Raw genomic sequence first — 26,038 nt, 5'->3', positions numbered from 1 at the left:
AGCAGGACTCGTCCGGCACCTGGTCGGACTGGCGCAGGGTCGATAACCCGCAAGCCGTCGCGCTCGGCCTGGCCGAGGACGTGTTCAAACTCCACGACGGCATCTTCACCATCGGCACCAGCAAAATCGCCGAAACAATCCTCAACAAACCCGAGGACAAAGCCGCATGGGGCCAAGCACTCGTCACCGTGCGCACCGGCATCAGCGGCAAAAAGATCGTCCGGTGGGAGGGCCAGCAGCCCGCCACCTCCGGCCTGTCCGGCATCTGGCAAACCCAGCAAGACTCCGCCGGCAACTGGGGGCCGTGGCGACAGGTGGACCAGCCGTCCGCATGGGGCGCGATCAACACCCGCACCGGCAACATCGCAGGCAGCACCTACGCACTACGACGCGGCATCGTCAACACCATGCTCTCACTGCACCCCGACCAAGCGACCGCACCGTGGGCATGGGTCGCCCCACCCGGAACAAAACTCGTCACCCCCACCCACGAAGGCTCCGGCGAGGCCACCCACCCATCCGTGCTGTACTTCCCCGAGGGGTGGAACGGCTACAAGTACTGGATGGCCATGACCCCCTACCCAGGTGGCGACGAAGGCCACGAGGACCCCAATATCCTCGTATCCAACAACGGAACCACCTGGGAACCTTTGCCGGGTCTGCCGAACCCGTTGGACGACCAACTCGGCAAACCCAACCCCCACAACTCGGACACCCACCTCGTGATGGGGCCGTCCGGCGACATGTGGTTGACATGGCGCATGGTGGACCGCCCCAACGGCAACCAAGCCCGGTTCTTCCTGCGACGCACCCGCGACGGGTTGAACTGGACCCCCGCAACGGAGATCTTCCGCACGAAGAACGGCACCGACGAGGCCGGGTTCGTCTCCCAAGCCATGGTGTGGACTGGTTCGACGTGGCGTCTCTATGGCGTGCGCAACTCCACCTCACCCAACTGTCTGGCCTACTACGAGTCAACAGATCGACTGCCCGCGTTCGACTCCGAGTGGAAACTCCAGGACTGCACCATCAACCCAATCTCGGGCACGGGCCGGCAGTGGTGGCACGTCGACGTGCAGATCTACAACGGCGAATATCTGGGCATCATCCAGGACATGTCGTCGTCAGGGCGCGACGGCGACATTTACTTCATGCGCTCGGCAGATGGTGTGAATTGGGTGCGGTCGGCGATCCCGCTGGTGGACAAGATCGGCGATGGTCACACCGCGATCTACAAGACCGGGTTCGTGCCCTACGGCACTGGCACGAACATGACGCTGGACGTTTTCTACCCCGGTTGGACTGTGGACCCGAAGCAGGAGTGGAGAATTTTCCGCACCCGCGCCACCCACGCCACCAAGTAGGACAGGAGGTGAGAAATCTCATACAGTAATATCTCCCACGTGAGAAGAACTGTACGTCTTAAAGAGCAACCCATCGGTAAGAATGACGAGGTCACCCCACCGGATACGTACCTGGTGAAAACCGATGGGTCGCTCGAAGCGGTCCCGTACAAGCGCGTCTCGACCGTGGACGGGTTCCTTGACACTGGGGTTGCCCACAAACTAGGTCAGCCGACCACGTTCATCGTGGGGGACTCCTTCGTTGAAGGAATGTACTGCGACGAAAGTCGCCGATTCGTCGCCCAGCTCGCCCAACGGCTTCCCGTGAACGTCATGAACGCAGGGTACTCAGGCATGACCACTTTGCAGCTTTTGACTGTAGTGATGAGCAAGATTGCGGGGCTGAGTCAGCCAGGCGACCGGCTGGTGGCGTTCGTGCCGCAGTCAGATATCAACCCGCTGTTGTCGGAGCGTGGCTACTGGAATGCGACGAAGTTGTATTCGTCGGTGCAGCCCCCGTTCGAAGCCAACCGGGAATCGTCTATTGACGATCTGGGGGCGTTGCTCGCAGCGTTGAAGATGTTCTGCGACGGAATGGGCATTGAGCTCATTCTTGGTACGTCTCCACACCGAGTGAGTGATTTTGACTCGGAGGAATGGGTTCGAAACCTTTTCAGTAACAACAAGTTGCGTTACGAGAACGCAAGGGAGAAAGCGTACGAAATTGTGGAGGCGGTTCGTGAGTGCGCCGAGGTCTTGGGAGTGCCGCTGATTGATCTCCACGGAAAGTTTCATGCTCGGACGGAGTTTTTCTACGACGAGCTTCATTTGAACCATGCCGGCCATGATGCGATCGCGGAGTTTATCGAATCGGCGTTGAACTAGCTTTTCCCTAACCACCCCCCGAAGCCCCACGCGCACTGTGTGGGGCTTTTCTCATGCCCAAAAGGAGGCACACGATGGCCAATCGTTGCTGGCCACTACCCAAGAGCAAGATCAGAATCACCAGCCGGTTCACGGGCCGCATCAATCCCGTCACCGGCAGGCGAGAAACCCACTCCGGCACGGATTTCGGCGCGCCGGATGGCACCCCGTTTTACGCCGTAGCCGACGGCACCGTGCAGCATGTAGGGCCCGCCAGCGGCTACGGCCACATGATCGTGATTGACCACCCGGCGGAGGTCGGCGGTGGCTGCTCGGAGTACGGGCATATGTGGAACGCCTACGCCACCGGTTTGAAGGTCGGCGACAAGGTGAAGAAGGGGCAGCTGATCGGCTACGTCGGCTCCAACGGCCAATCCACCGGCCCACACCTGCACCTGACCATCTACGAACTCGGCTACCGCTCGAAACGAGTAGACCCCGAAACATGGCTGGCCGGGGCGGACTACCCCGACGAGGATGGCGCACCAGCGAAGCCGTGGGCGCCACTGGAGGTGCCGGGCACGATCTTCGGCATCGACATATCCAGCTGGCAAAAGGACTACCCCATGTCCCGCGTGAAGGCGGACGGCATGGAGTTCGTGATCATCCGCCTGTGCGACGGCACCTACGCCGATCCGCTTTTCACATCGCACCTGGCGGACGCGGAAGCGCAAGGCCTGCTGGTGTCCACCTACTGGTATCTGCGCGCCCCCTCGGAGGGCACCACCATCGCCCAGCAGGTCGACGTGATCGACAAACAGCTCGGCGGTCGTAAAGACCTCGGCGTGTGGATCGACGTCGAATCCGTCGGCGCCGGAGATGTAAAGCTGCTCACCAAGGACGATGTGTGGGCAGCCAAACGCGAGCTCGAAGCCCGCGGCTACCACGTGCCCGGTATCTACTCCGGCGCTTGGTACTGGAAAAACATGCCCGGAGGGGAACCTTCGATGGACGGGCTCGGCTACCTGTGGGTGTCGAACTACGGACAGAACCGCAAGGGCGACCCCCGCGACACCTACCCCGCTGACGGCGGCGATCAGCACCGCGGCTGGACATACCCGCTGGGGGACCGCAAGCCCGACATTCTCCAATTCGGATCGGAGGGCGTGGTGGGGGACAAGTACCCCATCGACGTCAACGCCTACCGCGGCACCCGCGCCGAACTCGCCCGCATCTTCCACCCCGACACCAAGGAAAACACCGGAGGAACAGCCGCCGTGCTCACAACCAAATACTTCACCGACTTCATCAAGGGCTACTTTGGCCCGCAGATTGACGCTTTGCAGGAGGTGTGGCGACAGCTCCGTGGCCCGCAGGGGCAGGGCTGGCCCCAGCTCGGACAAAACCAGGACGGCCAGAACCTCACCCTCGTGGACGCAGTAGCAGCACTCCGCCACGACGTGGCAGCACTGGACCGCAAAATCGACCAGATGGGAGATAAGTAAATGAGCCGAAACACCGTTGAACGCGCAGCCCAAAACGTCCGACGCACCCAGTCCCCGCTCGCGCTACGCAAGGAGTCACTGTCCGCATTCGTGGTGCTCGTGGCGTGGGTCGCCACCCTAATCACGGACAACATCGACAGCATCCCGGTGGCGGGCACGACCGCGCAGATCGTCGGCACCATCGCCAGCATCATCGCCGTGGTGGTCGCCCGGTTCACCGTCCCCGCTTTGACGCACGGGCAGCAGCAGAAGCTCGTGGCCGAAGCGGAACGAGTCGAACGTGCGGACGCTGACGCGGCCCGCCCCATCACCCTGCCCGTCTACACCGGCCCCACCGTAGAGCAGGTGACCAATGCCAGGACTGAATAGGTCAATCAACGTCATAATCTGGCTGATCACCTTCCAACTCGCATCCCGTGGTGCGGACTACCTCTCCGGCAACCCCAAACCCGGTGCGGGAGTGTTCTCCACCTCCGACTCCACCCCCGCGATGATGTGGGGAGTCACCTGCCTAGCGGTCGCTGCTGCGGTGACTGCCGGCATGGTGCTGAAAGCCCCACGGGTGGTGTGTGGCGTGGCGTGTGTCGCCGCGTGCGTCTACACCACGTTCGGTGTGCTTGTGTTCGATGACGCTATTCGCGACGGCCTGGATGATTGGCGGTTCTTCACCAGCTATATGACCGCCGCCGGCGTTTGGGGGGTGGTGGCGTATGAGCTGTTCATGCACATTGCCGTAATGGAAAGTAGGGAAGGGGACGATGGAAACCGGCGAACTGTTCGAGCTGCTGGAAACGACTAAAACCCCGCTGGGTTTCCTGGTTGTCCTGGGGCTGATTCTGGCTACTTTTTCCGGCTTGGTGTCTAAGGCTGCGGCGGACTACGGAGGTGTGTTTGGCGCGTTTGCGCGGGCGCTCCAACGGTGGAAGGACGAAGCTATTGCTGCGGACGAACGTTCCAATGCGCGCCGACTCGACCGGCTAGAGGAAACTATCGAGTCCTTGGAGCAAGAGATTGTAGGGCTGCGCAAACGCGACACGGCCCACTACCAGTATCAGCTATATGTGGCGGAGTATTGGCGCGACCTCCAGTTTTGGGCGGTGAAGAACAACGTCACCCTGCCCCCGCCCACACTCTTGACGTTCCCGGAGTGGCAAGCGCAGCAATCCGAAGCGACATAGCTACTACTCGAAACGCCGGGTTTCTAGTGTGTCCTGCACGGACGTGGCTACTAGAAACGCTTTCGAGTAGGCTTACTCGCAACAGCACCGCCCGCACCTCTCCACGATGTGCCCCAGGGTGGCCCTTTATTTTGACCCCCATCTTGGCTACGGCCAGGGTGGGGGTCTTTTTCGTGTTTTGTGGGGCTCACTGTGGCGTCACTTCGCGCAGTGAGCGCGTCACTCAATGCAGTGACGCCGCAGTGAGGAAAGTGACGCGATTTTGTGACTGCATTTTGGCTACAAAAACCCCCGGAACCCCCCGGAAACCCCCGGAAAACGTTTTAGCGACACAACAACAAAAACACCCCGCCACCAGCAAAAACCCTGGTAATAAAGCGCTCTCGAAAAGTGCGCACACGTAGTTCAAGTCTCTCCGGGCGCACCAATTCTTTATGGGGGAGTGGGGACTTACAGGTTCCAGTCGCGCAGGATGCGGCCAACGTGGCCAGTTGCCCTGACGTTGTACTGGGCTTGCTCCACGGTGCCCTTACCGTCAGCGTCGACGGAGACAAGGAACGTTGAGCGGATAACGCCTTGGACGATCTTGCCGTAGTTCTTCTTTTCCCCGAATGCGCCGTAAGCCTCGAGGGTTTCCTTGGATTCGTCAGAAAGCAGCTGCACAGCCAGGTTGTGGTCGTCGCGGAACTTTGCCAACTTCTCTACCGGGTCGGGGCTAATGCCGAGTACGGCGACGGAGGCCTCCTTGAACTGGTCCATATTGTCGCTAAAGTCGCAGGCTTCGGTGGTGCAGCCGGGTGTGTTTGCCTTCGGGTAGAAGTACACAATGACTCGCTGGCCAGCGAAATCGGCAAGCGAAACGGTTTCGCCCTTGTCGTTTTTCAGGGTGAATGCGGGGGCAACGTCCCCTTCTTGCAGTCTGGTGGGTTCAGTCATGCCTCCCCGTTTTACACTACTGTTGGTACGAAAAGACGTCAGTCTAGAAAAGTCCCAAGTAAACGTAGGAGTTTGAAACCGTGGCACGAGATATTCACGACATTGAGCGTGACCTTGCACGCACCCGCAGCCAGCTGGCCAGCACGCTCGACGAGCTTGCAGATCGCACGAACCCGTCCACCTTGGCCGACACGGCTAAGGGGCAGGCAAAGACCTGGCTCGAGGACGAGACGGTGCAGAAGGTCATCGGCGGTGTCGTCGTCGGTATCGCAGCGCTGATCGGCATCAAGGTATACAACGGCCGTAAGCGCAAGAGCGAGCTCAAGGAGCTGCAGAAGCTGCTGTCGCGTAACTAAGCGCGAGCGTCTGTACGCCGGTACCTGCAATGTTGTGGGTGCCGGCGTTTTGTCGTCGATACGCTCGTGTCCTTGTTGAATTCAAGGTAATCTCTCTTTACGACCGAAAGGGAGCATCAATGGTTAATGATCAGGCCGATCAAGAACTCGAGCGGATGCGCGGCAGTAAAAATCCGCTGTTGATCGCATTAGCGGTCATTGCGGTGATTGTGCTTGTGCTGACGGTGGCGGGGCCGTCGATACGCGCTGCGTTCACACCGGATGAAGAGACCGCCGCAACGTCGACGGACACCGACGCCGAGTACAACGGCACTGACGTCCACTTCCTGGGCATGATGGTGCCGCACCACCAGCAGGCGATCGACATGTCGGATGTGCTGCTGGACTCCGACGTCGACGATGCGCAGGTGCGTGATCTCGCCCAGCGCATCAAGGACGGTCAGGAGCGCGAAAACGAGCAGATGAACGCCTGGGCCGACGAGTGGGGCATCGATCAGGACATGGAGCTCCACTCGAAGCACATCGCCAATGGCATGTTCCCGCCCGAGCAGTTGGACGAGTTCGCGCAGTTGCGTGGCGACGACCTGCGCACCGCATTCCTCGAAATGATGCACTTCCACCACGCGCACGTGATCAAGATGACGCAGGACGAGGTGGACGGCGGCGCCTACGAGCCGCTTCGCGAGTTGGCCAAGGAAATGATCGAGATCCAAACCGCCGAAATGGGCGAGATGGAAGAACTTCTGGGCTACAACCCGACGAAGTAACTAGACGATCTCGGCGCCAGCCTCAAACATCTCCTGAAGCGCTGCGGCGCCACCCTTGTCATCGACGGGGGAGCACATCGCGCGCAGGACGCGCACCTTGAAACCAGCCTTCAGGGCGTCCAGGACGGTGGCTCGCACACAGAAGTCCGTTGCAATGCCACAGACGTCTAGCTGGGAAACCTCGCGCTCGCGCAACCAATCCTCAAGCGATGTGCCAGCCTCAGTTGCGCCCTCGAATCCGGAATAAGCGGCGGTGTACTTGCCCTTGCGGAAAAACTCCTCAATCAGCGAGGTATCCACCGGTCCGCGCATCTGCGCACCATAGGAATCAGCGACGCAGTGCGGCGGCCAGGTGTTGACAAAGTCCGGTGTCTCGCCTTCCTTGGCAAAGTGGTCACCTGGCTCGATGTGCCAATCCTGTGTTGCCACAATGTGGTCGTACTCCAAACACCTGTTATCAGGGGTGGAGATCAACTCCGCGATTTTTGACGCCACCTCATCGCCGCGGGCGGTGGCAAGGCTACCGCCGGGGCAGAAGTCATTTTGCACGTCAACAATTACCAAGGCTGTTTTCATGAAGATCAGCCTAGTCTCAGCTGCGAGAAAAAGTGACGGGTACACAAAAAGCGAGGCTGGCGGGTAAAATACCTGCCAGCCTCGCTGTGCTGTGCGCCATCAGGGAATCGAACCCCGAACCCACTGATTAAGAGTCAGTTGCTCTGCCAATTGAGCTAATGGCGCGTATTTTGTTTTGTTGGTGTTGCTCTCTGCAACGAGATAATACATTAGCAGCGTGTATTGAATGTGTGAAATCGGCAGGTAAGAGCATATTTTTCGGCGATGTTAAACGTTGTATAACGCTTTGTTTGTGGATGGTGGCTTTTTAGCCGTTAACGGTTAAAGTATTGGCGTTTGAGTTTTGGATTTGAGTTGTGAGGGGTCCATTGTGCTCCACCTTCGCGCGGTTCGCCGCTGCACCGCGGTCCTGACGGCGCTGGCTGCAGGAGCGATGATTTCGGCCTGCTCACCGGGGGATGGGTCGAGCCGTCTCGAGCAGGTTGCGGAGACAGACCAGGCTGCAGAGACGACGCCTGCGGCGAAGCCGCCGAAAGTCTCGGTGAGCAATAACGCCACTGACGTCGAGCCTGGCCAGCCGGTGAAGGTGCTTTCGGAGGTCGGATTGGCCTCGGTGAAGATGACCAACGAGGCCGGCAAGGAAGTCGAGGCGGAGTTCAACGACGACAAAACCGAATGGTCTACGGCGGAACCGCTTGGTTACGGACGCGAGTACACCATTGAGGCGCGTGATGTTGAGGGCCAGAAGGTGGTGTCGTCGTTTACTACGGTGTCGCCGGCTGTGACGGTTAATGCGTACGTTGGTCCGCTTGACGGCTCGACGGTTGGTGTCGCCCAGGCGGTAACCATCCGCTTTGATAGCCCGATCCAAGACACCAAGAAGATGGAGAAACTCATCTCGGTGGAAACCTCGAACGACACCGAGGGTGGATTCTTCTGGCTGGATCCTTACGAAGTGCGCTGGCGCCCGAAGGAGTACTGGGAGCCCGGTACTGAGGTCACTGTGAAAGTGGATCTGTATGGGCGCAAACTTGCCGAAGGCGTCTACGGTTCCGACGACACCGAAATCAGCTTCACCATCGGTGACAAGGTGGAGACTGTCGTGGATAACTACGACAAGATGCTGCGCGTCTACGCTAACGACGAGTTGGTGAAGGAGTTCCCGATCTCACTGGGAACCGACGGTAGCTACGACACCCCGAATGGCACCTACGTGGTGGGGGATGAGCACCCCAGCCTTGTCATGGACTCGCGTACCTACGGCTTGGCGTTGGATGCGGGCGGGTACGTCACGCCGGTGGATTACGCCACCCAGCTGTCGTACTCGGGTATCTACGTCCACTCCGCGCCGTGGGCGCTGTGGGCGTTGGGGTCCCAGAACCAGTCGCACGGCTGCATCAACGCTTCCTATGAGAACGCCAAGTGGTTCCAGGAGTACGTCAAACGGGGTGACCCGGTAGTGGTGAAAAACACTGGCGGATCGACCCTGACCCCGTACGACGGCTTGGGCTACTGGAACCTTGATTGGGAGCAGCGCTCCGGCGGCAGCGGCGAGCAGCTCTACTCCTAGTGCCCCTAGGTGCAGTTAGTGCCCCCAGGCGCAGTTAGGCTTTCGCGCGTTCCTCCTCGGCTTCAATCTCGGCGTTGAAATCGCGCTTGGAGGCCTGCCACTGATCCTCTGTCATGCCGATGCGCCAGTATCCAGAGATGGACACGTCTTGCTTGGGGACCTCGGATTCGACGAAGAGGAAGCGCCGCATTTCCTTGATCATCTCGGCAACGCCGTGGATGAACCAGCTGGTGTTCTTTCCGTCCGGCACGCCGGCCTGTCGCACGACGCGGGATAGCTCCGTGCCATGGGTCGCGCCGTTGCGGATCACCCAATGGATGTCCACGCCATCGCGGGCTGGGAGCTCAAACTTGCGGTCTTCGGCTTCGATCTCGATGTACGCGGTCGCAGTTGCGCCCTCGGGGAGGCGCTTTAGGCCCGCGCCGATGGCCGGTGCTGCGGACTCATCGCCGGCGAAGATGAAGTGCTCGTAGTCGACCGAAGGGCCCCACGCGCCACCTGGGCCGAAGAAGCCGATCTTCTCTCCAACCTCGGCTACGCGAGCCCACGGACCGGCCAGGCCTGCATCGCCGTGGGTGACAAAGTCAACATCGAAATCCCCGGTCGATGAGTCGAGGTTGATCAACGTGTAGGTCCGGGTCACCGGTTGCTTGTCGCGCGGCTGTTGTTCACGGACCTGTTCGACGTTAAATGGCCAGGAGTAGTCGGCGCCCTCCGGCACGAACAACAGCTTGAGGTAGTGGTCCGTAAACTCCAGATCTTTACCGACAAAAGCGGGGGCGTTCAGGCTTAAGCGAACCAGATCGGGGGAGAGCTGGCGGCGACCGGTCACGGTTGCCTCATTGGCCTTCCGGGGTTTACGCCTCGCGGCCGCTTTGTTGGCTTGTTCGGTCATCGTTGTCCCTGTCCTTCAACAACTCGTGGCTGCTTCGGGCGGCGGAAGTTCGCACGCCAAATAGTTAGGTAAGGCTAACATATTCAAGGAGGGGGTGGAATAGCAATGTGCCCCGTAACCTGTTGTGGAGGTTACGGGGCACGCTTTGGGGTGGCTGACGGGGCTCGAACCCGCGACACCCAGGATCACAACCTGGTGCTCTACCAGCTGAACTACAGCCACCATTGCTGTTTTGCAGCGGATTACACCTTAGCCGTTCATCTGAAGTTTACAAAAACCGCTGGTAGAACTCGGTTGCAGCGGCAGAAGCCTTCGTTGCGGTGTCGGTGTCCGGGCCGGGGGAGTCCACAAATACGGTGCGACGGTAGTAGTCCAGTTCGCGGATGGATTCCACGATGTCCGCCAAGGCGCGGTGGGCCATGCCCTTTTCGGGCTGGTTGTAGTACGCCTTAGGGAACCAGCGGCGCGACAGTTCCTTCACGGTGGACACGTCGATCATGCGGTAGTGCAGGGCGTCGTCGAGACGCGGCATCTGCGCACGGATAAACGCACGGTCGGTAGCAATCGAATTGCCCGCAAGCGGGGCAGGATGTGCAGGATCGCAATGCTTTGCGACGAGCTCCAGCACCGCATCCTCAGCCTCCTCGATGCTGACCGTGGAGGCCTTAATGTCATCGAGCAGCCCGTTGGAGGAGTGCATCTCGGTGACAAAGTCATCCATCTCCGCCAGTTCGGCGTCGGTGGCGTGGACGACGAGGTCGACGCCGTCGTCGATAATGTTGAGCTCCGCATCCGTGACAAGCGCCGCAACCTCCACGATGACGTGGCGTGACGGGTCAAGACCGGTCATCTCCAGGTCGACCCACACGATGCGATTGTCCTTGTCTGCGATCTCCATTTATTCCTCTCCCATCTTGGCGTAAAACTTGCCCATAATCGGCGGCAGAATCCCGCGCGGGGCGTAGGTAGACACGACATCCATCGCCTTCGATAGCGGCCCCGGAACGACGCGTCGGCGGTTGCGGCGCATCGCCTTCAGGGTGTCGGCAGAACAAGACTCGTAGGTCGTCCACAGGAAATCGGGCACGACCTTATCCACGATCGACTGCTCCTCCTCCGGAATGTGCGCCTCACGCACCGGACCCGGCGCGAGCAGGGTCACGTGCACGCCAGAATCCTTCAGCTCGTAGTGCAGGGCCTCGGTGAACATGTTCACGCCCGCCTTGGTGAACACGTAGGTGGCGTTGTTCGGGATCGGCAGGTTGCCCGCGGCGGAGCCGACGTTGCACAGCGCGCCCTCGCCGCGTGGCACCATCTGATCCAGCACCGCCTTGGTGATGCGAAACACTGCCGTCGCGTTCAGGTTGAACTGGTTCGTCTCGTACTCCCAGTCCTGCTTCATAAACGGGCCGAACGACGCGATGCCGGCAGAATTGACGCAAATGTGAATCTTGCGGTTCGCAATGTGGTTAAGCAGTGCGGTGACGTCGCGTTCCTTAGACAGATCCGCGGCGAAGACTTCGACGGTGACGCCGTGAGCGGCCGCGAGTTCGTCGCCAAGCTTCTGCAATACCTCCTCGCGCCGGGCAACAAGGATGAGGTTGTGGCCACCTTTGGCCAGGTCGCGCGCGATCGCCTCGCCGATGCCTTGGCTCGCGCCAGTAATCAACGCGAACGAGTTGATGGATGGTCCTGGAAAACTCATGCGTCCGAATCTACCCGCCCGCGATCTCTCGCAACGCTGCCGTGTGTCGCTCGAAGGCCTGCGCGCCCGTCGCTGTCAGTGTGACCCACACCGTGTCCTTCGCTCTGCTCGACCCATACTCGCGAAAACGGGTGACGTAGCCGTGCTCCTCCAGCGTGGCCAACTGCTTGGACAGTGCGGAGTCTGACATTTGGAGTTGGTCCCGCAGCGCGCTAAAGCGCATCTCGTGCCGGGACGTTTGCTTTTCGACGGCACCGCCGTGGTACAACGCCGCACAAATCTTCAACCTGGCCAGCGGGTGAATAACAGGGTCGATTTTAGGGGCGCTCATCGGTTCCTGCTTTCGTAGATCATGACAGCCGTGACCACGATCGCTGTGACCACGCCGGCGATGACCCCGCCGACCACGCTTCCTTCTGGGACGAACCAGATCAGCGGCATCATGAACGCGGGGGTGAGAGCGGCGGCCCAGTTCGTCTTCGGGTCTTCCTGGATCGGCTGCTTCATGCTCGGGCGTACGTTGCGGTTGTGATCTCGCACGGCGAGTGCGATGCAGGCGATGATGATGACCGCAAACAGTGCCCACCAGTACTTCCAGCCGATGATCGTGCCGGCGATCGTGACACCGAAACTGGTGCCGAGGATGGCGTAAGCCCACGGCGGTGTGGGTGGTTTACGTGCGTCTTGCTCGATCCCGTCGATCTGCTCGAGGGCGGCGCGGGCCTCTTCCTTCGAGATCTTATTGCTTTCCATGCCGGCAAGTATGTCACTTGTCGGCATGGAAAGCAAGGGCTAAATCTCGTGCATCTCCTGGTGCTTGGTCTCCGGGGAGGACAGGATCGCCCACAGAGAAATCGCGGTAACGATAACCAGGTAAATGCCCACAGCCTGCGGTCCGTACTTTGCGTTCAGCGCCGTTGCGATGAACGGGGCGATAGCCGCACCCAGGATGGAGGACACGTTGTACGCGATACCGGAGCCGGTGTAGCGCACGTTCGACGGGAACAACTCCGGCAAGATCGCAGACATCGGGCCGAAGATGAAGCCCATCAACACCATGCCGATGAACAAGAAGATGCCCAGGGAAACCATGGTGAACGTCTCCGGATTCAGCAGCCACTTGAAGCTCAGGCCGTAGACGATGATCGCAACCGATGTCAGACCCAACACCGGGCGACGGCCGTAGACATCCGACCAATGCGCCGCAATCGGGATGCCAGCGATGAACCCGAAGATGCACACCAGCTGCAGCTTCAGGAACGTCGGGTACGCAATACCCAGGCCAACGCCCTCTTCCGCCGAACCAATTCCGTAGGAGAGGAACCAGGTGGTCACGATGTAGAACAGCGTGTAGCAACCAACCATGACAAACGTGCCCTGGATCAGCGGCTTCCAAGCGGTCTTGAATACCTCCGCCAGTGGGGAAGCGGCCTTCTGGTTGTTCTGCTCCACCTGCTGGAACACCGGAGTCTCCTCAACCTGCAGGCGAACCCACAGGCCGATGATGACCATCACGATGGACAGCAGGAACGGAATGCGCCAGCCCCAGCGCATGAACGCGCCCTCGAAGTCGCCAGTGGTGTGGCCCAGCACGGTGACCAGGATGAGGAACAGGCCGTTTGCCAGCAGGAAGCCGAACGGTGCGCCGAGTTGGGGCCACATGCCCGCCCAGGCGCGGCGTCCCTTAGCTGCTGTTTCTGTGGACAGCAGGGCCGCGCCGGACCACTCGCCGCCCAGGCCAAGGCCCTGGCAGAAGCGCATCAGTGCCAGCAGCGCCGGCGCCCAGATACCGGCTTGGGCATAGGTGGGCAGCAGGCCGATAACAAAGGTGGCGATGCCCATCGTCAGCAGCGCACCGACCAAGGTGGCCTTGCGGCCGACCTTATCGCCGAAGTGGCCGAACAGCACTGAACCTAACGGGCGAGCGATAAACGCCAGGCCAAACGTGGCGAACGACGACAGCAGCGCCACCGTGCTCGACTCCGACTTGGGGAAGAAGAGGAACGGAAATACCGCGACGGCTGCGGTGGCGTAGGCGTAGAAGTCGTAAAACTCAATCGTCGTGCCAATTGTCGACGCAAGGCGGACCCGGTTTCGCTCCTGCGGGGTGGTCTCTCAGATGGCAGCAGGGGCCGCTTGTGGGGCAGGGGGTTGATGCTCGACGCTGGTGGTCATTGCCCGTCCTCTCATTCCATTGTGTGAAACTGCTGTGTCGCAGAATGGAAGAAACTGTACCACGCTATGGGACGCGTATCCCAAAAATGGGTGGGGTGTGGTCTGCTGAAGCCAAACGACACATCCAACACGGCATATATCGCTGAAAATCAGCGGAGTATGCCGTGTTCCATGTGTCGTTTAGCTTTGCGGCACGCCTCTTTCCCCGCACATGGTGAGAACGCATTGGTGAAGACGGCCAAAAATCGGCATCTTCACCAATGCGTTCTCACCAAGTACGCGGCGCGCCCCTCATCCCAACCCCCAGAAACACAAAGCGCCCCCAGCAGGATTCGAACCCGCGACCAGCCGGGTAGAAACCGGATGCTCTAATCCACTGAGCTATGGGGGCAGTGCGAATGATTGTAGTTATGGCCGTTTCGCGGGCGAAAGTAGGGTATGCAGCATGACTGAGACTGCCCGAAAGCCTGCTGTTGTTTCCGCTTGGCCGCTCTATCTTGCCGCGCTCGCTGCGGCGGCGGTGGTCGCGGGTGCGGTGGCGCAGTCGTTCTCTGGTGGGTCGCTGGCGGCGCTCGGTATTCCGGACCCCGGCGTGACCACCACGTTTGGTTTGCCGGCGCTGCGCGGTGTGGCGTGGATTCTTATGGCGTTGGCGGTGGGGTCGTTCATGCTGTCGTCATTCTTCATCCCGCCGCGCATGCAGGGGGAGGATCTCAACGGTGCGCAGTTGACGGTGGACGGGCACATCGCTTCGCGTACTGGTGCGCACGCGAGTGCGGGCATCGTGCTGATTGGGTTGTTGATGATTCCGCTGGTGCTTTCGGACGTTTCCGGCCAGCCGATGAGGACCGTCATGTTTGAGGCGGCCACCTGGACGCAGGCCTTGGAGCAGGTGAAAGAGGCTCGCGTGTGGCTGATCGTCGCTGCGTTTGCGGCGGTGGTGGCCGTCGGTGGCTACGTTGCGACGAGTTGGTGGTCGCAGGTTGCGCTGTTCATCGGCGCGATTGTGGTGGTCATGCCGATCGGTCTGACTGGCCACTCGGCGACGGGCGGCTCCCACGACTTTGGCACTAACTCGCTCATTTGGCACCTTGTGGCCATGTTGTTGTGGGTTGGTGGGTTGATGGCGCTGGTAGCGCATGCTTTACGACGAGGCCCTCACCTCACCGAAGCCTCCCGCCGCTACTCCATGGTTGCCCTGTTTTCCATTCTGGCTATGGCGCTTTCCGGTGTGATTAACGCGCTGGTGCGCGTGCGTATTAGTGAGTTGATGGAGTATAGCTACGGCATTGTGCTGATCGTGAAGACGGTAGCGATTGTGCTGCTCGGCATCATTGGTTACGCCCACCGCGAGCGCACCATCCCGTTGCTGGACTCCCAGCCGAAGGCGTTTGCTCGCCTCGGAGCGGTGGAAGTCCTGATCATGGCTGCGGTGTCCGGCCTCGCGGTGACCCTTGGCCGCACGCCGCCCCCGCCGCCGCTCGACCCGAACCTCACCCGCATGCAGGTGAAGATGGGCTACAACCTTTCTGAACAGATCTCCTGGACCAACTGGATCACTCTGTGGCGCCCCGAGCTGCTGTTTAGCGTCATTGCGATTCTTCTGGCCGTCTACTACCTGCGCCTGGTGCGCCGCGTAGACGGGTGGAAGACGTCACGGACGGTGTGGTGGTTGCTTGGGTGTGTGACGGTCGTCGTCACGCTGAGCTCTGGGTTGGGCATGCACATGCCGGCGTCGTATTCGGTGCACATGTCCGTCCACATGATTCTGTCCATGGGCGTGCCAGTGTTCCTGGTGCTGGGCGCACCGCTGACGCTGATCGGCAAGGCGTACCCGGCAGGCGAGTTCAACCCGCGCATGTGGGTGGAGAGCTTCCAGCGCTCGAAGTTCTTGCGCATCGTGACGTTCCCGCCGGTGTCCACCATTCAGTTCCTGGTGTTCTTCTATGCCATGTATGTGTTCATCCCGTTCTACGAGCTGATGATTTCCGAGCACGCCGGCCACGTCATCATGAACGCCGTCTTCATGGTGTCCGGATACTTCTACTTCTGGGAGCTGATCGGCCCCGACCACATTGAGGGCCGCGCCACCGCGAAAACGCGCCTGGCCTGGTTGTGGGTATCCATGCCGTTCCACCTGTTCATGGGTGTTTACCTCATGCAACTCGGCGTGGTTATGGGCGAGGACTTCTACAACAACCTCGAACTGCCGTGGAACCCTGACCTGGCGCAGATTCAGAAGGAGGGCGGCGGCATCGCCTGGGCGTCTGGCTCCTTCCCGCTGCTGATCGTCTTCGGTGAGTTGTTCATGCAGTGGCTGCGCGAAGACCGAGCCGAAACGGAAGAGGCCGATCGCCGCGCGGAAGAGACCGATGACGAAGAATGGCGCCGCTACAACGAGATGCTCGCTCAGTACGGAAATCGCTCCTAGCAGCGGATTGTGGAATCTGGTTTCAAAGTTATCCACAGAAACGGCTTCCCCCTTTACCGGCTTTAAAAATCGTGCGAACCTCGAAGTGTGCAGGGCGTTGCTTCACGACGACACCCCGCACACCATCATCCGCACTATGGAAAGGGGGGCTCTTCCATGAGCCAAAACACCATCCGCCTAATTGGCAACCTGACCGACGATCCGAAACTTGTGTTGTTTGCGAGTGGGGCGACGGTAACCAAGATGAGGCTGGCGTCGTCGAAAAGAAGGCGCGTCACCGACGACAACGGCAAAGAGGTCTGGGAAGACGTCGACCCGCTGTTCATCGACGTTGAATGCTGGGGGCAACTCGCCGTGAACTGTGGAGCGTCGCTGAAGAAGGGATTCCCCGTCATCGTCGACGGCTCGCTGGTCACCGACTTCTGGCAAGAAGGCGAAGGCAACAACGCCGTCACCCGCTCGAAGATCATGCTCAAGGCCCGCAACGTGGCCTTTGACATGAACCACTACCAGCTCAACTCGGCGCGCACCTCCAACTCCGGACACAGCCTCGACGGACACGACGCGGTACCTGTTATGGATGCCGAGGCCGTGTTCGAGCGGCTCACCGGCCAACCACCCAGCTTTGCCGACCCGGTCGACCCGACCGACCCGGCCGAGCCGGTGGCCGCCGAAGCCGATGGGGGAGACAATGCTCTCGACGGAGCCCCCGACGGCACCGACGAGGCCCGCTACAGCGCCGAGGACCTCCGTGCTGCCAAGGCACCGTTCTAGGAGGGCGTCGTACTCAGCCACGTGATGTACCCTGATTGCGGTATTTAACGTCCGCATTCACCAACAAAAGGGGAAACGTAGTGGCTGAGTTCATCTACACGATGAAAAACGTCCGCAGGGCCATTGGCGAAAAAGTCATCCTGGACAACGTCACCATGGCCTTCTACCCAGGCGCCAAGATCGGCGTTGTGGGTCCGAACGGCGCCGGTAAATCGTCGCTGCTGAAGATCATGGCGGGCATCGACCAGCCAAACAACGGCGAAGCATTCCTGCAGCCAGGAGCCACCGTTGGCATCCTGCTGCAGGAGCCGCCGCTCAACGAAGAAAAGACCGTCCGCGGCAACGTCGAAGAAGGCCTCGGCGAGCTGTTTGAAAAGAAGCAGCGCTTCGAGGAAATCGCCGAGGAAATGGCGACCAACTACTCCGACGAGCTCATGGAAGAAATGGGCAAGCTGCAAGAAGAACTCGACGCAGCCGATGCGTGGGAGATCGACTCCAAGATCGAACAGGCCATGGAGGCTCTGCGCTGCCCGCCGTCTGATGCGCCGGTGACCAACCTGTCGGGTGGTGAGCGTCGTCGAGTAGCACTGGCGAAACTGCTGCTGAGCGAGCCGGACCTCCTGCTTCTCGACGAGCCCACCAACCACCTCGACGCCGAATCCGTCCTCTGGTTGGAGCGCCACCTGCAGACCTACCCGGGTGCCGTGCTGGCAATTACCCACGACCGCTACTTCCTGGACAACGTCGCCGAATGGATCTGTGAGGTCGACCGCGGCCAGCTCTACCCGTACGAAGGCAACTACTCCACCTACCTGGAGAAGAAGGCTGAGCGTCTCGAAGTTGCCGGCAAGAAGGACCAGAAGCTGCAGAAGCGCCTGAAGAAGGAACTCGAGTGGGTCCGTTCCTCGCCGAAGGCACGCCAAGCCAAGAACAAGGCACGTCTGGAGCGCTACGAAGAGATGGCAGCCGAGGCGGAGAAGTACCGCAAGCTCGACTTCGAAGAAATCCAGATCCCGACCCCGCCGCGCCTCGGCAGCAAGGTCGTCGAAGTGGAAAACCTGAACAAGGGCTTCGACGGACGCGTCCTGATCAAGGACCTGTCGTTCACCCTGCCGCGCAACGGCATCGTCGGCGTCATCGGCCCCAACGGTGTGGGTAAGTCCACCCTGTTCAAGACCATCGTTGGTCTGGAAGAGCCGGACTCCGGCAACGTGACCGTCGGCGAGACCGTCCAGATCTCCTACGTGGACCAGAACCGCGAAAACATCGACCCCGAAGAAACCGTGTGGGAAGTTGTCTCCGACGGCCTGGACTACATCCACGTCGGCCAGAACGAAATGCCGTCGCGCGCCTACCTGTCCGCCTTCGGCTTCAAGGGTGCTGACCAGCAGAAGCCGTCCAAGGTCCTCTCCGGCGGCGAGCGCAACCGCCTCAACCTGGCGCTGACGCTCAAGCAGGGCGGCAACCTGATCCTGCTCGATGAGCCCACCAACGACCTTGACGTGGAAACCCTCGGCTCCCTGGAAAACGCACTGCAGGCCTTCCCGGGCTGCGCCGTGGTCATCTCGCACGACCGTTGGTTCCTCGACCGCACCTGTACCCACATCCTCGCGTGGGAAGGCAACGTCGAAGAAGGCAAGTGGTTCTGGTTCGAAGGTAACTTCGGCGACTACGAGAAGAACAAGGTCGAACGCCTCGGTGAGGAAGCCGCCAAACCGTCGCGCGTCACCCACCGCAAGCTCACCCGTTAGGAGCAAACCCCATGGCAGAAATCCACGTGCACACCATTCCGGTGCGTTGGAGCGACTTTGACCGCTACGGTCACGTGACCAACTCGGCCTATGTCGAGCTGGCGCAGGAGGCGCGCCTGGCGTTCGCGGAGAAGTTCTTCTACTCCGAAGGCCACGAGTTCGTGGTGTTCGTGCGCCGGCTCGAGGTGGACTACGTCCGTCCGATCCTGCCCAACACCACCGCAGTGACCGTGGAGACGCAAGTGGTCAACCTGGGCAACACCTCATTTACCACCCGTCAGGAGATCAAGGACGCGCAGGGCAAAACTTGCGCGGTAGTGGAGTGCGTGCAGGTCACGGTTGATACCACGACCACCTCGCCGCGCGAGATCACGAAGAAGGAGATCGGCATCCTGTCTAAGGCGGCCGAAAACTAGGTGATCACCCTTGACATCGAATCTGGCGCGCGCGGCCTGACCACTCTGGTCGGCCGCGCCGTCGGCTTAGATTCACAGGCCTCCGCACGCTTCCAGGAGGTTGGCGGGGGTGCGCTCGACGTGTTCGTGACCACGCCCTTCGAGGCCATTGCTTCTCGACGAATCACCGGCACCACCTCCCACAACACCGGCACCGTCAGCGCCCGCGACTTGCTTGCCGCGCTGCAGTCCGGTTCTGTTGAGGTCGGGCCGGCGCGCGATGCCGTCTGGCCCGGGGCGCTGCCACCCGCCACCGGATTCGTCGCACGAGAACAGGTCCCCGTCGGCGTGGCCCGCAGGCTTGCCGACGAAGGCCGCAACCTCGCCCGCCAATTCTCCGGACCAGCCGGCCCACCGAAATCCTTGCTGGACGGCATCGTGCTCACCGCCGACGCCGACAGCACCGACCCGGTGGAAATCCCCATGCGGATGATCTTCGCCTGCACCGCACTCGGGCTCATCCCCGGCTTCGAAGCACCCGCAGAAATCCCGCGCCACCTGCGCGTATCCAGCTGCGGGCGCTGGACCCGCCTAGACGCCCCCTTCGGATCCGTCTACCGCAACGCCGGACTCGGCCTGCTGTTCTAACGGGCCGCGCTTCGCTGGCGGCCCGGGCTGGGACTAATAGGCCCGCGGGCCCTGGTTGATCATCATGTACGCCACACGCTGCATGTGATTCCACATCTGGGCGCGGTACGGTTCGGGCAGCTCGTCGTCGTCAAACTGCTCCATCGACTTGCCCATCAACTCGAGCCAACGATCCGCCTCCGGCTCACCGATCGCGAAAGGGAAGTGGCGCTTGCGCAACATCGGGTTGCCGCGCTGCGCCTGATACTCGCGCGGGCCACCCCAATACTGGACGAGGAACCAACGCAGGCGGTTCTCCGCTCCTTCCCAATCCTGATCCGGGTACATCGGGCCGATGAGGTCATCTTCCTTGACCTGATCGTAAAACCCGCGGACAAGGCGGGTGAAGAATGGTTCGCCGCCGACGGCGTCGAAAAGCGTCTGCTCCTGCTTCGGGCTAATCTCCAACGTTTTCCTCCTGCTGTTTCACCAACACAGACTCCCGCGGCGTCAACACCACACCCTCGCGGTGCAACGCCGCCAAAATCCGCTGATTCAAATAACGCGCAACCGTCCACTGCATGCCAGGCATCGTCTGCACCTCCACGCGGAACGACATGTAATTCGGCGTCACTTCGCTCGGACCCAACATCCGCGGAGTGCCCATCACCAGCTCGGCGACTTCCTTGTCCTGGCAGCCCGCAACAGCGGTCTCTTCGATCAAACGCGACACCTCATCCGGATTCACCATCAACGACACCGGCACCTGCACACGCGCGGTAGAGAAGCGGGCCGAGTGATTGCCAACCCGATCAATGTCGCCGTTGCGGATGTACCACAGAGCGCCGTCGATATCGCGAAGCGTGGTGATGCGAAGCGTCATCTCCTCAACATCACCCACAACATCGCCGACCTCAATCGTGTCACCCACCCCGAACTGGTTCTCAATCAAAATCGCCACACCGGAAAAGAAATCCTTCACCAACGACTGCGCACCAAAACCAATCGCCACACCGACAACACCAGCCGACGCAATCAACGGCGCAACATTGACCCCCAACTGATCCAGCACCGCAAGCACCGCCCACGCCCAAATCACAATCGCAGCCACCGACCGGCCCACATTGGCCAGCGTCTTCATCCGCTGCTGACGACGCTTCTCCTGCGCACGAATCTGCTGCGCATCACGCCCCTCATACTTCAACACATTCGAGCGTTTAATTCCCTGGCGCGTCGCACGCCGAATAATGCCATTCGCCAGCCAATTCAGCACAATTGCAACCAGCAAAATGAGCACGATCTTCACCGGGCGCTCAATGAACAATTCATGCGTTTGCGGATTGTTCCACCACGACGCCACGCCCTCGACAGCTTGGTCAACCTTTTCAGAAGCATCTTGAGTATCCATCACCGCACGAGTGTACGCGCGATGCATAAAAATGACCGAGGGGTGTACCGCTTGGTCTAGTGTCTGTGCACATGACTGTCTACGGATTCACCACCAACGCCATCCACGCAGGCTACGAGCCCGACAGCCTCTACGGGCCAATCAACACCCCCATCTACGCCTCCACCACCTTCGCCCAAGACGGCCTCGCCGAACTCCGCGGCGGCTACGAATACACACGCGTGGGAAACCCCACCGTCACCGCCCTGGAAAAAGCCGTTGCGGCGCTTGAAAACGCCGACTTCGCCGTCGCCTCCTCATCCGGCATGGCAGCTATCGACGTCGTCCTGCGCATCCTGCTCAAACCCGGCGACCACGTCGTCGTATCCAACGACGCCTACGGCGGCACCTACCGCCTCATCCAACAAGTCTTCACCCTCTGGGGTGTGGAAAACACCGTCGTCGACATGACCAACCCCACAGAGGTCGCCGCCGCCGTCCAAGACAACACCAAGGTCATCTGGGTGGAAACGCCGACAAACCCAATGCTGGACGTCGTCGACATCGAAGCAATCGCGGCAGTGAAGAAGCAGGCAGCGCTGGTCGTCGACAACACCTTCGCATCCCCCTACCTGCAAAAACCATTCGAACTCGGCGCCGACGTCGTCCTCCACTCAACGACGAAATACATCGGCGGCCACTCCGACGTCGTCGGCGGCATCGTCTGCGGCCGCAACGACCGCGTCGACGGCTTCCACGAACAACTCCGCTTCTTCTTCGGCTGGGTCGGCGCCAACCCATCCCCGTTCGACACCTACCTCACCGGCCGCGGCCTGAAAACCCTCGCCGTGCGCATGGACCGCCACTGCGACAACGCCGAAGCCGTGGCCAAATACCTCGACGCCCAACCGCAAGTTTCCCGCGTGTGTTACCCGGGACTCGAAACACACCCGGGCCACGAGGTGGCGAAAAAGCAGATGACCCGCTTCGGCGGCATGGTCTCCGTGCTGTTCCAAACCACCGAGCAGGCCAAGAAGTTCTGCAAGTCGACGAAACTGTTCTGCCTCGCCGAATCCCTCGGCGGCGTGGAAAGCCTGCTCGAGCACCCCGCCACCATGACCCACGTGTCCGTCGCCGGCTCCGCGCTCGAGGTGCCGGGGGAGTTAGTCCGAATTTCAGTGGGCATTGAGGACGAGGCCGACCTGATCGCCGACCTCGAACAAGCCCTCAAGCAGCTTTAATTTGCTGCTGCGTCGGCCGCGCGGTTGCGCACAGCGCGTGCGGAGCGGTCCTGGCCTTCGGCGATAACACGCTTCAGGCCATTGGGGACGTCGCTGTTCAGCAGGGCGTTTGCCTTCTCAACAGCCTCTTGCGTGACGTCCCAACGCGGGTACATGCCCTCCAGGGTGCGCTGCGCCATCTCGTTGGTCAAACGGTCCCACAGGGCCGGCGCGGCGCGGAAGTACTCGTCGGTCAACCCCTCGAGCCCAGCGTCGGTGAAGGTGAGCCCGTCCATGAGGTAGCGGGCCTCGAGATTGGTCAGGTCGTCGTTAATGAGCTTGTCCCAAGCCCAACGCTTATCGACGACCGCCTTCGCCCTCAACCGCGAAATCGCACCCTCCGACGTCTCGTCCTTCTCCTCGTCAACGGCCTCCAACGGCAAGGCGCCAGCAGCAAGAAGGTTCGTGATCGCCAACCAACGAACCTCCTGATTCTCGGAGGTCTTCAGCAAATCCTTGAAGTACTCAACCGTCTCCTCAGTCGGCTCCAGACGGGCAAGCGCACGGTCGAACACCGCCTTCGGCTCCTGACCACGGAACGCCTCGTTCAACAGATCGAAGCCGGTGCGGCGCCACGCCGGATCAACGTAGCGCTTCACAGCCTCAGTAGCCTGGGCGGCGATCCGCTCCTGCATATCCGGGCCAACCTCACGCGCCACCAACTCCACATACTGACGAGCAGGCAGACGACCATCGCGCACAGACTCCCACAGGGAAGACCACACCAACGTCTTCGCCAACGAATCCTCAATCTGGCCCAAGTGCTCCACGGCAAACTGCTGCTGCTGCGCATCGAGGCCCATCAGGCAGTACGTGAGGTCGTCGTCGTTCACCAGGGCGAGATCGTGTTTCACGCCTGAAAATTCAGGAATCTCAGTGCGCTCGCCGGTGATATCGAGTTCGACTTGGTGGGTGCGCTGCACGGTGCCGTCGATAAGCGAATAAAGCCCCACGCGAACACGGTGATCGCGCAACACCGGCGACTCCTGCACCACGGTAAACGTGTCCGAAATCTCCGGGTAAAGACGCGACACACCGGTAGTACGCAGCCACTGCTCAGCCCAGTTAGACAAGTCGCGACCCGAAGCCTCCTCCAGCGCACCGAGCAGATCATCGAACGTGGCATTGGAGTAAGCATGATTATCGAAGTGCTTACGCACACCCGCGAAAAACTCCTCATAACCCACATACGCCTGCAACTGCTTCAACACAGACGCACCCTTGGCGTAAGTAATGCCGTCGAAATTCTGCTCCGCCGTCTCAATATCCGGCGCATCCGCAGCAATCGGGTGCGTCGACGGCAACTGATCCTGCGAATACGCCCACGCCTTCTCCACCGTGGCAAACGTCGTCCACGCCTCCGGATACTCACCGATACCCACCTGCGCCGTCGCCGCCGACCACGTAGCAAACGACTCATTGAGCCACAGATCGTCCCACCACTCCATCGTGACAAGATCGCCGAACCACATATGCGCCATCTCATGCAGAATCGTATCGTTGCGACGCTCCAGACGATACGGCGTCGGCTCAGACGTGAAAATGTACTCATCGCGGTACGTCACACAACCAACGTGCTCCATCGCGCCCATGTTGTACTCCGGGCAAAACACCTGATCGTACTTGTCGCCAAACGGGTACTTGCGGCCGAAATTCGCGTGATAGAAATCGAAGCCGTCCTTCGTCTGACGGAACAGTCGCTCCGAATCCATATGCGGAATCAAACTGGCACGCGCGTACAGACCAAGCTCAATCGTGCGGCCATCACCCGCGTCGTACGTGTCGGTGACCTTCTCAAACTCACCCGCGCAAATCGCAACCAGGTATGTCGACAGCGGGTAATCAATCGTCGTAGTCCAGGTCGCGGTGCCGTCACCGTTTTCCTCGCGTGAAACCGCCTCATTCAGAATCACCGTGTAACGCTCCGGCGCCTTCACACCCACCTTGTACGTCGCCTTCAAATCCGGCTGATCAAACGAGGCAAACACCTTCATCGCCATCGCCGGCTCAAACTGCGTGTACAGGTAGTCCTTGCCATCCACCGGATCCGTGAACTTATGCAGGCCCTCACCCGTGCGGTTGTACGGCTCCGTCGACGTCACCCGCAGCTCGTGTGCACCAGCCGTCAGCGTGACTTCCTGGCCAGTCGGCTCCCCATCAAGCGTCGCCTCGAATGATTCCGCCACCAGGTCAAAGTGCGTCGTTCCCGCCTCGGAATCGAACTGGATTGTCGACACCGTCGTGAACGTGTCCTTGCCAGTGATATCCACCAGAATGTCGTAACGAACGTTGGAAATGAGCTTTGCGCGCAACTGCGCGTCTTCACGCGTGAGATTAGTCTTCATGTGACTCAGGCTACACGCGCTATTGTGGGCGGCATGAAAGAGCAAGTGACTTTTTGGTTTGATGTTTCCTGCCCGTTTTGCTGGTTGACTTCGCGTTGGATGAAGGAAGTGGAGAAAGTCCGCGATGTTGAGGTCGAGTGGGTGCCGATGTCGCTCTCCGTGCTCAACGACGGCCGTGACATCCCTGCCGACTATGCCGAGTTGATGAAGGCGAACTGGGGTCCCGCGCGTGTGTTCGCGAAAGTGAAGCAGGATGCCCCGGACAAGATCGACGCGCTGTACACGGCGATGGGCACGATCATCCACACTGGCGGCCAGGATCACAAGAAAGGTTTCGGCGCCTACGACAGTGTTATTGCGGAGGCGCTTGCCGAGGTCGGTTTGCCCGCGGAGTACGCGGATGTGGCGAATACCGACGAGGTTGATGAGGCCTTGCGCGGTTTTCACGCGTCGGCAATGGCTGAGGTTGGCGACGACGTCGGCACCCCCGTGGTCAAGCTCGGCGACAGTGCGTTTTTCGGCCCGGTGATCACGCGTGTGCCGGAGGGCGAGGATGCTGGGAAGTTGTTCGACCATGCGGTTGGTGTGGCAAGTTTCCCGTATTTCTTTGAGCTCAAGCGCAGCCGTACGGAAGCCCCGCAGGTACGCTAAGCCTTATGCGTATTTACCTTGGAGCAGATCACGCCGGTTTCGAGCGGAAGAATCAGATTAAGGCCCATCTTGAGGCGCAGGGTCATGAGGTGACTGACTGCGGCGCCCACGAGTACGACGCCGCGGATGACTACCCGGCGTTTTGCATCGCCGCAGCGGAGGCTGTTGTTGCGGATCCGGGTTCTCTGGGCATTGTGCTTGGTGGTTCGGGTAATGGTGAGCAGATTGCTGCGAATAAGGTCAAGGGTGCTCGTTGTGCGTTGGCGTGGTCGGAAGAGACCGCGAAACTGGCCCGCGAGCACAACAACGCGCAACTCATCGGCATCGGCGGGCGCATGCACACCGAGGAAGAGGCGCTCGCGATTGTTGATGCGTTTGTTTCCCAGCCGTGGAGTGAGGAGGAGCGTCATCAGCGTCGTATCGATATTCTCGCGGAGTACGAGCGCACTGGTGTCGCGCCGGAGGTTCCGTCTGCGAAGTAGTGTGTAGGCATGACGATTGGCCCGCTTTTTTGGCGGGCTTTTTCG

28 protein-coding genes and 3 tRNA genes are annotated in these 26,038 nt (G+C 60.5%); 17 read left to right on the top strand and 14 right to left on the bottom strand.

Features of this window, described 5'->3' with window-relative positions; translation table 11 throughout:
- From HMPREF3120_RS05250 to HMPREF3120_RS05225, 6 genes are all read left to right on the top strand, one after another.
- Window positions 1–1,364, top strand: a 1,364-nt coding sequence (locus HMPREF3120_RS05250; protein ID WP_168156410.1) for a hypothetical protein, incomplete at its 5' end; no start/stop codon positions are given.
- A 39-nt stretch (window positions 1,365–1,403) separates the two neighbouring features.
- On the top strand, window positions 1,404–2,228 hold the full coding sequence (locus HMPREF3120_RS05245; RefSeq protein ID WP_070451160.1) for an SGNH/GDSL hydrolase family protein: 825 nt from the start codon (window positions 1,404–1,406) through the stop codon (window positions 2,226–2,228).
- A gap of 74 nt (window positions 2,229–2,302) precedes the next feature.
- Window positions 2,303–3,712, top strand: coding sequence for a peptidoglycan DD-metalloendopeptidase family protein (locus tag HMPREF3120_RS05240; protein ID WP_070451159.1), 1,410 nt, complete (start codon window positions 2,303–2,305; stop codon window positions 3,710–3,712).
- Window positions 3,713–4,081 (top strand): hypothetical protein, encoded by a 369-nt coding sequence (locus HMPREF3120_RS05235; protein WP_070451158.1) that lies wholly within the window; start codon window positions 3,713–3,715, stop codon window positions 4,079–4,081.
- On the top strand, window positions 4,065–4,511 hold the full coding sequence (locus HMPREF3120_RS05230; protein ID WP_083284785.1) for a hypothetical protein: 447 nt from the start codon (window positions 4,065–4,067) through the stop codon (window positions 4,509–4,511). Before HMPREF3120_RS05235 ends, HMPREF3120_RS05230 begins: the two co-directional genes overlap by 17 nt.
- Window positions 4,471–4,890, top strand: coding sequence for a hypothetical protein (locus HMPREF3120_RS05225; RefSeq protein ID WP_070451157.1), 420 nt, complete (start codon window positions 4,471–4,473; stop codon window positions 4,888–4,890). The genes HMPREF3120_RS05230 and HMPREF3120_RS05225 overlap by 41 nt, the downstream gene beginning before the upstream one ends.
- Window positions 4,891–5,340: 450 nt before the next feature.
- Here the strand turns inward: HMPREF3120_RS05225 and bcp are convergent, their stop codons facing one another.
- Window positions 5,341–5,826 (bottom strand): thioredoxin-dependent thiol peroxidase, encoded by a 486-nt coding sequence (bcp, locus tag HMPREF3120_RS05220; protein ID WP_070451156.1) that lies wholly within the window; start codon window positions 5,824–5,826, stop codon window positions 5,341–5,343.
- 80 nt (window positions 5,827–5,906) lie between these two features.
- On the opposite strand from bcp, the gene HMPREF3120_RS05215 reads away from it, so the two are divergent.
- Together HMPREF3120_RS05215 and HMPREF3120_RS05210 are read left to right on the top strand one after the other, a co-directional pair.
- A complete protein-coding gene (locus HMPREF3120_RS05215; protein WP_070451155.1) occupies window positions 5,907–6,182 on the top strand; it encodes a DUF3618 domain-containing protein in 276 nt (91 codons plus the stop codon).
- Between the two features lie 119 nt (window positions 6,183–6,301).
- Complete coding sequence (locus HMPREF3120_RS05210; protein ID WP_246815424.1) at window positions 6,302–6,949, top strand: DUF305 domain-containing protein; 648 nt, start codon at window positions 6,302–6,304, stop codon at window positions 6,947–6,949.
- Here HMPREF3120_RS05210 and HMPREF3120_RS05205 read toward each other — a convergent pair whose 3' ends face one another.
- Window positions 6,950–7,525: a nicotinamidase gene (locus HMPREF3120_RS05205; RefSeq protein WP_070422580.1), complete on the bottom strand. Its 576-nt coding sequence runs from the start codon at window positions 7,523–7,525 to the stop codon at window positions 6,950–6,952.
- Between the two features lie 92 nt (window positions 7,526–7,617).
- A tRNA-Lys gene (locus HMPREF3120_RS05200) sits at window positions 7,618–7,690 on the bottom strand.
- A gap of 205 nt (window positions 7,691–7,895) precedes the next feature.
- Here HMPREF3120_RS05200 and HMPREF3120_RS05195 point away from each other — a divergent pair.
- On the top strand, window positions 7,896–9,095 hold the full coding sequence (locus tag HMPREF3120_RS05195; protein WP_070422579.1) for a L,D-transpeptidase: 1,200 nt from the start codon (window positions 7,896–7,898) through the stop codon (window positions 9,093–9,095).
- 34 nt (window positions 9,096–9,129) lie between these two features.
- Here the strand turns inward: HMPREF3120_RS05195 and HMPREF3120_RS05190 are convergent, their stop codons facing one another.
- The 8 genes from HMPREF3120_RS05190 to HMPREF3120_RS05155 form a co-directional block, all read right to left on the bottom strand.
- Window positions 9,130–9,990, bottom strand: coding sequence for a siderophore-interacting protein (locus HMPREF3120_RS05190; RefSeq protein WP_070451154.1), 861 nt, complete (start codon window positions 9,988–9,990; stop codon window positions 9,130–9,132).
- A 146-nt stretch (window positions 9,991–10,136) separates the two neighbouring features.
- Window positions 10,137–10,212: transfer RNA gene (locus tag HMPREF3120_RS05185), tRNA-His, on the bottom strand.
- A gap of 46 nt (window positions 10,213–10,258) precedes the next feature.
- On the bottom strand, window positions 10,259–10,888 hold the full coding sequence (gene orn, locus HMPREF3120_RS05180; protein ID WP_070451153.1) for an oligoribonuclease: 630 nt from the start codon (window positions 10,886–10,888) through the stop codon (window positions 10,259–10,261).
- Window positions 10,889–11,695 (bottom strand): mycolate reductase, encoded by an 807-nt coding sequence (cmrA, locus tag HMPREF3120_RS05175; RefSeq protein ID WP_070422576.1) that lies wholly within the window; start codon window positions 11,693–11,695, stop codon window positions 10,889–10,891.
- Between the two features lie 10 nt (window positions 11,696–11,705).
- Window positions 11,706–12,026, bottom strand: coding sequence for a transcriptional regulator (locus tag HMPREF3120_RS05170; RefSeq protein ID WP_070451152.1), 321 nt, complete (start codon window positions 12,024–12,026; stop codon window positions 11,706–11,708).
- A complete protein-coding gene (locus HMPREF3120_RS05165; protein ID WP_070614489.1) occupies window positions 12,023–12,448 on the bottom strand; it encodes a hypothetical protein in 426 nt (141 codons plus the stop codon). Before HMPREF3120_RS05165 ends, HMPREF3120_RS05170 begins: the two co-directional genes overlap by 4 nt.
- Window positions 12,449–12,487: 39 nt before the next feature.
- Window positions 12,488–13,765, bottom strand: coding sequence for an MFS transporter (locus tag HMPREF3120_RS05160; protein WP_070451150.1), 1,278 nt, complete (start codon window positions 13,763–13,765; stop codon window positions 12,488–12,490).
- A 422-nt stretch (window positions 13,766–14,187) separates the two neighbouring features.
- Window positions 14,188–14,261: transfer RNA gene (locus HMPREF3120_RS05155), tRNA-Arg, on the bottom strand.
- Between the two features lie 54 nt (window positions 14,262–14,315).
- On the opposite strand from HMPREF3120_RS05155, the gene HMPREF3120_RS05150 reads away from it, so the two are divergent.
- The 5 genes from HMPREF3120_RS05150 (at window position 14,316) to HMPREF3120_RS05130 (ending at window position 19,869) form a co-directional block, all read left to right on the top strand.
- On the top strand, window positions 14,316–16,301 hold the full coding sequence (locus HMPREF3120_RS05150) for a bifunctional copper resistance protein CopD/cytochrome c oxidase assembly protein (RefSeq protein ID WP_070451149.1): 1,986 nt from the start codon (window positions 14,316–14,318) through the stop codon (window positions 16,299–16,301).
- A gap of 156 nt (window positions 16,302–16,457) precedes the next feature.
- The gene (locus HMPREF3120_RS05145) at window positions 16,458–17,075 is read left to right on the top strand and encodes a single-stranded DNA-binding protein (protein ID WP_070451148.1); all 618 of its coding nucleotides are present in this window, start codon (window positions 16,458–16,460) and stop codon (window positions 17,073–17,075) included.
- A gap of 80 nt (window positions 17,076–17,155) precedes the next feature.
- On the top strand, window positions 17,156–18,826 hold the full coding sequence (gene ettA, locus HMPREF3120_RS05140; RefSeq protein WP_070422571.1) for an energy-dependent translational throttle protein EttA: 1,671 nt from the start codon (window positions 17,156–17,158) through the stop codon (window positions 18,824–18,826).
- A gap of 11 nt (window positions 18,827–18,837) precedes the next feature.
- A complete protein-coding gene (locus tag HMPREF3120_RS05135; RefSeq protein WP_070451147.1) occupies window positions 18,838–19,242 on the top strand; it encodes an acyl-CoA thioesterase in 405 nt (134 codons plus the stop codon).
- Window positions 19,243–19,869 carry a DUF8185 domain-containing protein gene (locus HMPREF3120_RS05130; RefSeq protein WP_070451146.1) on the top strand — a complete coding sequence of 209 codons (627 nt, stop codon included), beginning with the start codon at window positions 19,243–19,245 and terminating at the stop codon, window positions 19,867–19,869. It abuts the gene before it with no gap.
- A gap of 33 nt (window positions 19,870–19,902) precedes the next feature.
- Here HMPREF3120_RS05130 and HMPREF3120_RS05125 read toward each other — a convergent pair whose 3' ends face one another.
- Window positions 19,903–20,316, bottom strand: a complete 414-nt coding sequence (locus tag HMPREF3120_RS05125; RefSeq protein ID WP_083284784.1) for a globin — start codon at window positions 20,314–20,316, stop codon at window positions 19,903–19,905.
- A complete protein-coding gene (locus HMPREF3120_RS05120; protein ID WP_070422568.1) occupies window positions 20,306–21,256 on the bottom strand; it encodes a mechanosensitive ion channel family protein in 951 nt (316 codons plus the stop codon). Before HMPREF3120_RS05120 ends, HMPREF3120_RS05125 begins: the two co-directional genes overlap by 11 nt.
- A gap of 71 nt (window positions 21,257–21,327) precedes the next feature.
- Here HMPREF3120_RS05120 and HMPREF3120_RS05115 point away from each other — a divergent pair, with 71 nt between their 5' ends.
- Window positions 21,328–22,476 carry a cystathionine gamma-synthase gene (locus HMPREF3120_RS05115; RefSeq protein ID WP_070451145.1) on the top strand — a complete coding sequence of 383 codons (1,149 nt, stop codon included), beginning with the start codon at window positions 21,328–21,330 and terminating at the stop codon, window positions 22,474–22,476.
- Here HMPREF3120_RS05115 and pepN read toward each other — a convergent pair.
- A complete protein-coding gene (gene pepN / locus HMPREF3120_RS05110) occupies window positions 22,473–24,860 on the bottom strand; it encodes an aminopeptidase N (protein ID WP_070451144.1) in 2,388 nt (795 codons plus the stop codon). The genes HMPREF3120_RS05115 and pepN overlap by 4 nt on opposite strands.
- Window positions 24,861–24,893: 33 nt before the next feature.
- On the opposite strand from pepN, the gene HMPREF3120_RS05105 reads away from it, so the two are divergent.
- Window positions 24,894–25,511, top strand: a complete 618-nt coding sequence (locus tag HMPREF3120_RS05105; protein ID WP_070451254.1) for a mycothiol-dependent nitroreductase Rv2466c family protein — start codon at window positions 24,894–24,896, stop codon at window positions 25,509–25,511.
- A gap of 5 nt (window positions 25,512–25,516) precedes the next feature.
- On the top strand, window positions 25,517–25,993 hold the full coding sequence (locus HMPREF3120_RS05100) for a ribose-5-phosphate isomerase (RefSeq protein ID WP_070451143.1): 477 nt from the start codon (window positions 25,517–25,519) through the stop codon (window positions 25,991–25,993).
- Window positions 25,994–26,038 lie beyond the last annotated feature (45 nt).

It is taken from the genome of Corynebacterium sp. HMSC11D10, from assembly GCF_001806995.1.
Classification (GTDB): Bacteria; Actinomycetota; Actinomycetes; order Mycobacteriales; family Mycobacteriaceae; genus Corynebacterium; species Corynebacterium coyleae.
Note: the sequence above shows the minus strand (reverse complement) of the source record. Positions and strands in the feature narration are given on the sequence as shown.